We start from the raw sequence: 8403 nt of genomic DNA, 5'->3' as shown, positions 1-8403 counted from the left end.
CCGATCGCCAGGACCCTCGTCGAGGTGGGCATGTTCACCATTCCGGTGGTATTGGCGGTCCAATTGGCGCGATCGGCAGCGCCGTGGGCGGTTTATTTCGTCGGTAGCAGCAAACGTGTGACCTGACGAATATTTTGGACCAGCGCGATCGAATCTACTGGATCGCAGGGCTCCGATCGGGTGGCCTGAATCTGATTTTAGCAGCGCTCAATTTTATTTTAGTCGACTGCCGTACACGCAGGGATAAGTTACGCCATTGCCGCTCTGCTTTCCGGCGACCATCGATGACAGAGAGTTCGGCAAATAATTGCGCCTGATCCAAGGTGAGCGCCACAGCCACCGATCCGCCGCAAGCCAACGCATGGCGAGCCGTCGCGAAGGCTAAACGCATCGTCACGTCATAGATGTTTGGAGCGGCGACTGTTTCGCTATCAGGCTGATTCATAAGTTGAAGTAAGTCCGGGATTTTGAGATGAAAAGCATTGTCGTGATATGTATGGCCGTCGTTTTTCTTTGGGTGGCGGATATTGAATTGAACGATGGCCGTTACGGCGATGTGACCGGGCGCGCGATTGTGGGTTTGGTAGGAAAGTAAGGCCGCCTCAATGGCGGCCTCTTTCGTGAGTCATCATGTGTTCGCGGAGAGCGGTCGGCTAGCCCCGCCCGCGTTGATCTCACTGCTCATTGACGCGTGACGGTCACGCCGCTGACGCGTATGGCCGCGTTAGTTCTCGTCAGCTATGGCAGCGAATAGCAAAATCATATTGATTGAGGGCATTATTTCGCCGCCGGTGCCTGCTGACCCCGCGTACCCTCGATGTTCGGGACACCCGCGGGCCTGGCATTTGCGCCGGTTGTGACGTCGTCACCGGATTGGGCAGTATGGTCCGGCGTCCGGGCGCTGCTGCGGGTGATGTCAGCGCCGTCGAGCACGCCGGCACGGCGCGTGGCCGCCACGCCGGGCTCGCCGTTGTTCTGTTTCGAAAACAGCGACCGGTCCATCGCCGCCAGTTCGAAATGTTTCTGCTGCTCGGCGGTCGCTCCAACATGCCGCGCGTCGGCCAGCGCTTCCTGGTCCCTGGTCGGCCGCGCGGCCGTCCCTCTGCGGCCGCCGTTGAAGCTGACATGCACCGCGTTGCCGTCCGCGGTCACCGCCTGATCGTAGACGTTCGCGATGCCAAGAGATCCAAGGTTGTTCGCGGCGCGATTGTAAGCGAACGCGCCATTTTCCCAGCGGCCGCCTTGATAGCCGTCACCCGTGTAACCATAGCCATAGTCGATCCCGCCGTAGAAACCGACCTGCTCCGCCCAGTAGCCGGCGCGAAAGGCATAGCCGCCGTCAACCCGGCTCCAATAGGGCGGCGTCCACAACAATCCGGGCTGCGGCGGCAGCACCCAGGTTCCAGGCACCCAGAAATAGTCCGGGACCGATTTGCGCCAGGCCCAGAATCCGGGCACCCACAGATAGCCTTGCGCAGGGGTGGCGGGCTGCTCATAGGATGGCAGCGGCGGCGGAGCTTCGTTGACCTTGTCGACGTCCGCGGCGATCACCCGGCGCGGCTGAAAATGCGGTGGCAGCGGCCTGTATGCGCTGGGAGGGAAACTGGAGAGGGAATCCGGTTTGGCCGCGCTGCTGCTGTCCTGCGCGAAAGCGCAGGGTCCGCACATCAGTGACAGAAATGCCAGACCGGCGATCAGCTTTTGCATGCCTTGTCCGATCGTTATTGGCGCCGCTGTCTCGTTCAGCGGCCACGCGACCCGATCAGTAAAACTACCTTTGTCGAATCGCTGTGTTGATCGCTTAATAAGCGAAGCGACGCGATGAAAGTTCCACATTCTAGGGCAGGATCCGCGCCGCCAATCCTAAAATAATTATTAGACGATGGAGTAGCGACGGAAGCTGCCTCCTGTAAATCTGATGCGCGACCCGATCGCGCTAAACATTTCTTTAATTCAGCTTATTCAAAGCCAGGCGTACAATTTGGTACCGGCGGGATATCCAGCGCATCGAACCATCGCCCCCAAGCCGCAACCCTTCGTTTGAAGAAAGGGAGTGGTTCTTGTTGGTTCTGAATGTGCGACGTTTCCGGCTGGTAGCATCCCTTGCGGCGAGGTGCCGTGCTCTGTTGCGCGCGAGCCCTCGCCGTACTGGGGCTGCCCTAGCCAAGGCGCGGCCTCTGCGGTGTCCATCCCACATGACAAACGATGAGGTTGAAGACGTCGTTCGGGCGCTGAGCGCGGTTGCGGACAATCTCGAGGCCGGCGCTGCGAAACAATCGATGCAGGAGGCATTCACGCAAGTGCGAGCCTATGGCGGTGAAGTGTCGGTGCCCGCGATGGAACGGCCGCCCCGGCAAAGGGGCCGGGGTTAAACCTTGCTAAGGACCCTCTAACGAACCCGGTCGTCGGAGCTATTGCCGCCATACTCGACGAAATACTTCTCACTCCACGGCAGAATGGATGACACGTCTGCCACCTTCAGAAGCTGGATAAGTTCGTGGCAGTTCGAGCATTCGAAAATGTCACGACCGAGCTTTGAGCGCGCCATGGGTCGGACACAGTTTGGACAATTCGGGCACATGGGTTTCCCTGGTGCGCACCAAGTCTGGCTTGAAACTATCGTTCCGCTGTCGGCGTCACAAAGGCGAGATCAAGCCAACCGATTGCTACGGGCGCATACCGCAAATGGGTAAATCTTGATCCATCGCATCGTCTGTCCCGAAACCGACAGCGGGCATGGACCGCGTCGCAAAGTGAAGGGGCCAGCGGGGCGTGTCGAGGGAGTTTCAAAGAGCTCACCGGCGCGCCGTTGACCTATTTTGGTCTGCGAACCAGCAGAATGACGAAGCGGTTATGATTCCAGAGCTCTATGTCGGAATCGCTTACCAGCCGTTTTGCCCTGGCGATAGCTTCATCATCGTCACGGCAAATCATCTCGGTACACCCGGTAAATCCGCCATCGTTCCCGACGGCATATGCGCGATACCCGAATCCGGTCCTTTCGGAAACCCGGGGCTCGCCCGTGCCGCCGTCGCTGATTGACTTCACCGCCCGATCTGGATCGCTCGGGCATTTTGGGTGGGTCATGGGTTTGATCTCACGGACGTCACCGGGGCGGAGGCCTCCCCCGATGAAACGTCGGATTGAGAGTTCGGCGGTATGTCCGGGCGGGATAACCTGTCGAACCGCTGCGACAGCTGCGTGATGGGGTAGCGCCGTTACCCAATGCGATTTGAAACCGTCGGGCGCGACGACTTCCACCGTAGATGTTGCGATGCGAACCATTGCCGAAATTATGTCCCGCGGCCCCGACGATGAAAACTTAATAATTTCTTAGGATTCGTTTTGACGTCGCGGCCAAACGGCCAAAACCGTGCCGAATCGCGAAATCCGGTCCCCCGGGAATAAAGCCCGAACCGGTCGAGTCTCCCGTGTACCAGCGCAATTCAGCGCCATTTGGGGCGGTTCGGCCCCGCAAGGGAGATACGATATGGCTAAAAAGGGCCTTGACGATCACGGGCAGGGCGTAGGCCGCCGTGAAGTGCTGGAATGCATGGTCTGGGCGGGGACCGGGGTGCTGTGGGCCATCAACGGTGGCGTGCCTCACTCCGTGGGCCTGATCGGCGAAGCGGCTGCCGCGGAATCCGGCGGATTCACCTTCCTGCAAATGAGCGACAGCCATATCGGCTTCGACAAGAAGGCGAACCCGGATGCGCTGGGCACATTGCGCGAAGCCATCGCCAAGGTGAAGGCGATGCCGATCAAGCCGTCCTTCATCATTCACACCGGCGACATCACGCATCTTTCCAAGCCGGAAGAATTCGACAATGCCGACAAGGTTTATGGCGAGGCCGGCGTCCAGCTTCATTATGTGCCGGGCGAACACGACATGATCGATGAAGGCCAGGGCAAGGCCTATCTGGAACGCTACGGCAAGGGCTCGAAGGGCGCAGGCTGGTACAGCTTCGACGATCACGGCGTCCATTTCATCGGTCTGGTCAACGTCGTCGATCTGAAGGCCGGTGGCCTCGGCAACCTCGGCGCCGAGCAACTCGCCTGGCTCGAGGCCGACCTCAAGGGCAAGTCGAACTCGACGCCGATCGTGGTGTTCGCGCACATCCCGCTGCAGGTTCTCTACAGGGAATGGGGCTGGGGCACCGAAGACGGAACGCAGGCGCTGGCGCTGCTTAAGCGCTTCGGCTCGGTCACCATCCTCAACGGGCACATCCATCAGCTGGCGCAGAAGGTCGAGGGCAACATGACCTTCCACACCGCGCTGTCGACCGCCTTTCCGCAGCCGGCGCCCGGCAGCGCGCCTTCGCCGGGTCCGATGGTGGTCCCCGCCGACCAGCTCCGCTCCATGCTCGGGCTTTCGACCGTCACCGTGGTGCAGGGCAACAAGCCGCTCGCCTTCGTCGACAAGACGCTGGCAGGCTGATCGGAGATTTGGACATGCCATATCTGAACAGCCCTCTGCACGCCGCGGCGGCTCGATTTGCCTCCCATCGCGCCCTAATCGCGGCCATGCTTCTGGGTCCCGTCATCGGAGCAATGCTGGCGTTCGGCGCGGTCGCGGCGCAGGACGCCAATGTTGTCACGATCGACAACTTCACCTTCGCGCCGAAGGAATTGACGATCGCGGTGGGAACGACGGTCAAGTTCGTCAACCACGACGACATTCCCCACACGGTGGTGGAGAAGAAGCTCTCGTTCCGGTCGAAGCCGCTCGATACCGACGATTCGTATTCCTACACGTTCGCGACTGCCGGTTCGTTCGATTATTTCTGCAGCCTGCATCCGCACATGGTCGGAAAAATCGTCGTGAAGTAGTTGGAGCGCGTTGAGAATCGTGGCAGCCATGACGACATCGCTATCGGTACACCGGACGGATTTCCGGTGTACCGAACCCGGAAATGCCGTGTTAAAAGATCGGCCGGAAGGCTCAGATCGGTTGTCTGGCCAGCAGCAAACGCCGGTCCCAATTGTGCAAAACGAGGATGAACGCGCCGCCTTCGATGAAGTCTTTCTGCCGCACATGGCCGAGGCCTATCGTCTGGCACAATGGCTGACCGGCAATGCGTCCGACGCCGAAGACATTGTCCAGGATGCGGCGTTGCGAGCGTATCGCGGCATCAAGAGCTTCGGCGCCATCAATGCGCGCGCATGGTCCCTGACCATTGTGCGCAACACGGCCTATAGCTGGCTGATGAAGAACAGGCCGAAGACGGTCGTGTTCACCAACGATCTGAGTGCCACAGAGCAACAGCAACTCGAACATGAGAATGCGCTGGGAACGAGGGCGGAGACTCCGGAGGAGATCGTTCTTTTCAAAGCGGATGCCGAGCAGATTCAGAAAGCGCTGGCACAATTGCCACCGCAATTTCGCGAAGTCATAGTCTTGCGGGAAATCAATCAGATGAACTATCGCGATATCGCGGAGATCACCAACGTTCCAATCGGGACCGTGATGTCCCGTCTATCCCGGGGCCGGCAGCTTCTGATCGCGCTTCTGGGAGACCGAAAGTAGACCATGGTGTCATCCCTGACAGACAATGACGAATTGCAGTTGAACGCCTATTGCGACGGCGAGCTCGATCTGGCCGCCGCGGCTGCGTTCGAGCGCCGGCTGGCCGACGACAAGTTGTTGCGGGCTCAATATGTCAGGCTGATGTCGTTGCGGCAGGCCTTTCGTTCGTTGCCGCAATCCGACGTGCCCGCGGGGCTGCAGGCCCGGATCCAGTCGAGATTGGACGCGGAGCGTCCGGCCCAGATCACGAGTGAGGCCGGGAGCAAGGTCAGGGTGTTGCGGCAACGAAGCTGGTCGTTTCAGGCCTTGGCCGCGGCCGTGGTGTTCGGCGCGGTGATCTCAACTTCCGTGATGATGACGATCGGGCATTTCGAGCAACGCGAAGAGGTTGCCAGCCAGGTCGTCGCCGGCCATATCCGCAGTTTGCTGGCGCCCCAGCCGTTCGATATTGCATCTTCCGACCGCCATACCGTGAAGCCCTGGTTCACGGCGCGGCTGCCGGAATCGCCCCAGGTGCCTGATCTGGCGGCGCGAGGTTTTGCGCTGCTGGGCGGCCGCGTCGATGTCATCGGCCACGATCCGGTGGCGACGATCGTCTACAAGCATGCCGCCCATACCGTCAGCCTGACCACGCTGCGGCCCGGTCAATCGGTCCCCGACCAGGCGATCGCGGGCTACAATGTACGAAGCTGGCGCGATGCGGATTTCACCTACGTCGCGGTTTCGGACCTGCCGGCCGCGGATCTTGCAACCTTCGAGCGCGTGTTTTCGACAGGATCGCCGGCGCCGGAAGTCAAATAAGCGCTTCCAGATAGGCGCTTCCAAATAATTGCCTCAGTGAACCGCGGCGTACATGATTTTCTCCTCGGTCGCTTCCAGCGCCGAGAATTCCTCGACCACCTTGCCCTGTCGCGACACCAGAATGCGGTCGGACAGCGCCATGATCTCGGGCAAATAGGACGAGATCACCACCACCGCCTTGCCCTCGTCGGCCAGCCGCTGAATCAGATCGTGAATCTCGACGATCGCGCCGACGTCGACGCCGCGCGTCGGCTCGTCGAAGATAATGAGATCGGGTTCCTGCACCAGGGATTTGGCGATCACCACCTTCTGCTGGTTACCACCCGATAGTTCGACGACCTTCATGTCGTTGCCGGTCGAGCGAACCTTGAGCTTGTCGACCCAGGATTTGCCGATCCTGTCGGCTTCGCGCCCGGACAGGAAGAAGCGCCCGCCCGGGAGCTTGGCCAGCAGTCCGAGATAGATGTTGCGGGAAACCGACATGGTTTCGAAGAAGCCTTCGACCTTGCGGTCTTCCGTGACATAGGCGATGCCGGCCCGCACCGCCGGCGCGGGGACGCGATAACGTACCGGTCTGTCGTGCAGCAGCACTTCGCCGCCATGAAAGAAATCCCGCTTGAGAATGCCGGCGACGACCTTGAAGGTCTCGGTGCGGCCGGCGCCGACCAGCCCGAACACGCCGGTGATCTGTCCGGCGAACACCGACAGCGAATTATTCTTCACCATCGGCGCCATTTTCAGGTTCTGCACGGTCAGGACCCGCGCCCCGGCAGGCCGCACGGTGGTCTTGCGCGTACCATAGAGCGTGTTCGACAGGTCGCGTCCGACCATGGCCTGCACGATCCGCGCCCGGTCGAAATTCACGGCATCGTCGGTCACGACATGCTTGCCGTCGCGCAGGATCGTGATCCGGTCCGCCAGTATCAGCGCTTCCTCGAGCGCGTGCGAGATGAACACGATCGACACGCCGCGGCGCTTGAGGTCGCGGACCAGATCGAAGAAGTACTTCTTTTCCTCCGGCGTCAGCGAGGCGGTCGGCTCGTCGAAGATGATGACCTTGGCCTCATGCAGAACCGCGCGCGCGATTTCGACCATCTGCTTCTTGGCGGCGCCGAGCAGGCCGACCGTCGCGGTCGGCGTGACGTCGAAATTGAGCGATTGCAGGAATTGCTGGGCCGCGATGTAGATGCCCCGCAGGCGATTGTAGAACCGCTCCTGTCCCAGAAACAGGTTCTGCGCGACCGTCATGGTCGGAACCAGGCTGTTCTCCTGGAACACCATCGCGACGCCGAGATGGCGCGCCTCGAGCGGCGTTCTCGGCATCACCTCGACGCCGTCGATCAGCATCGTGCCGGAGGTCAGTGTCACGACCCCGGCCATCACCTTGGTCAAGGTCGATTTGCCGGCGCCGTTCTCTCCGACCAGGGCATGAATCTCCCCGCGCCGCAGTTCGAAATCGACGTTCTCGATCGCAGGAGTGCCGGCGTAGAGTTTTGTCGCCTGGCGCAGCGCGAGGATGATATCGCTCATGCGCGCAATTCCTCTTCGATCGTGCCGAGCGGGATGCGCAACAGGCGGCCGGGTCCCTTGGCGATCACGAATAATGCGCCGTCGATCTCGGCGGCGGCCACCACACCGTGGTTGATGCCGTCGACCCGGCTATGCAGCGCGTAAAGCGGCACTCCGCTGGCGCCGAGCCGGATCACGAGGCCGTAGGAGCGCGGCGGCGCCCATGGTTTGACGACGCCCATGGTCTTGATGTGCGCGCCTTGCATCGGTTCGAGAAACGACTGACCGGATCTCAGTTTCGGAGCGATCCAGTATTCCGGATCGATTTCCGCCATCATGCGGCGCCGGTACGCATTTTCCCGCAGCACGAATTCGACCAACTGGGTGCGTGCCGCGAAGGCCGTCAGCCAGAAGCCGCCGGAGGCTGATGGAACGAGGCGCGACGGATAGACCGGCAGATTGTCCAGCACCGCGCGCCGGCTGCCGTCGGGGGCGATGGCGATCACACGATGCTGCCAGCTTTCGCTGACAAAGATACCATCGCCCGCGGCGCAGGCCCCGAACGC

General features: G+C 61.0%; 8 protein-coding genes and 1 pseudogene. 5 read left to right on the top strand and 4 right to left on the bottom strand.

Translation table 11 applies throughout. The features are described 5' to 3' along the window. Positions 1–154: 154 nt before the first annotated feature. On the bottom strand, positions 155–445 hold the full coding sequence (locus ABR948_RS25615) for a hypothetical protein (RefSeq protein ID WP_428123297.1): 291 nt from the start codon (positions 443–445) through the stop codon (positions 155–157). A 27-nt stretch (positions 446–472) separates the two neighbouring features. Here ABR948_RS25615 and ABR948_RS25610 point away from each other — a divergent pair, with 27 nt between their 5' ends. Further along, entirely contained in the window at positions 473–595 is a 123-nt protein-coding gene (locus ABR948_RS25610; RefSeq protein WP_428123296.1) for a hypothetical protein, read from the top strand. 182 nt (positions 596–777) lie between these two features. On the opposite strand, the gene ABR948_RS25605 is transcribed toward ABR948_RS25610, so the two are convergent. Further along, a complete protein-coding gene (locus ABR948_RS25605) occupies positions 778–1707 on the bottom strand; it encodes a YXWGXW repeat-containing protein (RefSeq protein WP_428123295.1) in 930 nt (309 codons plus the stop codon). Positions 1708–3490: 1783 nt separating this feature from the next. On the opposite strand from ABR948_RS25605, the gene ABR948_RS25600 reads away from it, so the two are divergent. The 4 genes from ABR948_RS25600 (at position 3491) to ABR948_RS25585 (ending at position 6328) form a co-directional block, all read left to right on the top strand. Then, positions 3491–4438 (top strand): metallophosphoesterase family protein, encoded by a 948-nt coding sequence (locus tag ABR948_RS25600; protein ID WP_428123294.1) that lies wholly within the window; start codon positions 3491–3493, stop codon positions 4436–4438. A gap of 113 nt (positions 4439–4551) precedes the next feature. Beyond that, positions 4552–4830 (top strand): cupredoxin domain-containing protein, encoded by a 279-nt coding sequence (locus tag ABR948_RS25595; protein ID WP_428123300.1) that lies wholly within the window; start codon positions 4552–4554, stop codon positions 4828–4830. A 28-nt stretch (positions 4831–4858) separates the two neighbouring features. Further along, positions 4859–5527, top strand: a complete 669-nt coding sequence (locus ABR948_RS25590; RefSeq protein ID WP_428123298.1) for a sigma-70 family RNA polymerase sigma factor — start codon at positions 4859–4861, stop codon at positions 5525–5527. A 3-nt stretch (positions 5528–5530) separates the two neighbouring features. Then, positions 5531–6328, top strand: a complete 798-nt coding sequence (locus tag ABR948_RS25585; RefSeq protein ID WP_428123293.1) for an anti-sigma factor family protein — start codon at positions 5531–5533, stop codon at positions 6326–6328. 33 nt (positions 6329–6361) lie between these two features. Here ABR948_RS25585 and ABR948_RS25580 read toward each other — a convergent pair whose 3' ends face one another. Both ABR948_RS25580 and ABR948_RS25575 read right to left on the bottom strand, forming a co-directional pair. Then, positions 6362–7858 (bottom strand): sugar ABC transporter ATP-binding protein, encoded by a 1497-nt coding sequence (locus ABR948_RS25580; RefSeq protein ID WP_428123291.1) that lies wholly within the window; start codon positions 7856–7858, stop codon positions 6362–6364. Next, positions 7855–8403, bottom strand: a pseudogene (locus tag ABR948_RS25575) (hypothetical protein); the annotation flags it as partial. The pseudogene ABR948_RS25575 and the gene ABR948_RS25580, both read right to left, overlap by 4 nt.

The organism is Bradyrhizobium sp., assembly GCF_050014615.1.
Lineage (GTDB): Bacteria > Pseudomonadota > Alphaproteobacteria > Rhizobiales > Xanthobacteraceae > Bradyrhizobium.
The sequence above is the reverse complement of the archived record's forward strand: the minus strand, read 5'-3'. Positions and strand labels throughout refer to the sequence as shown.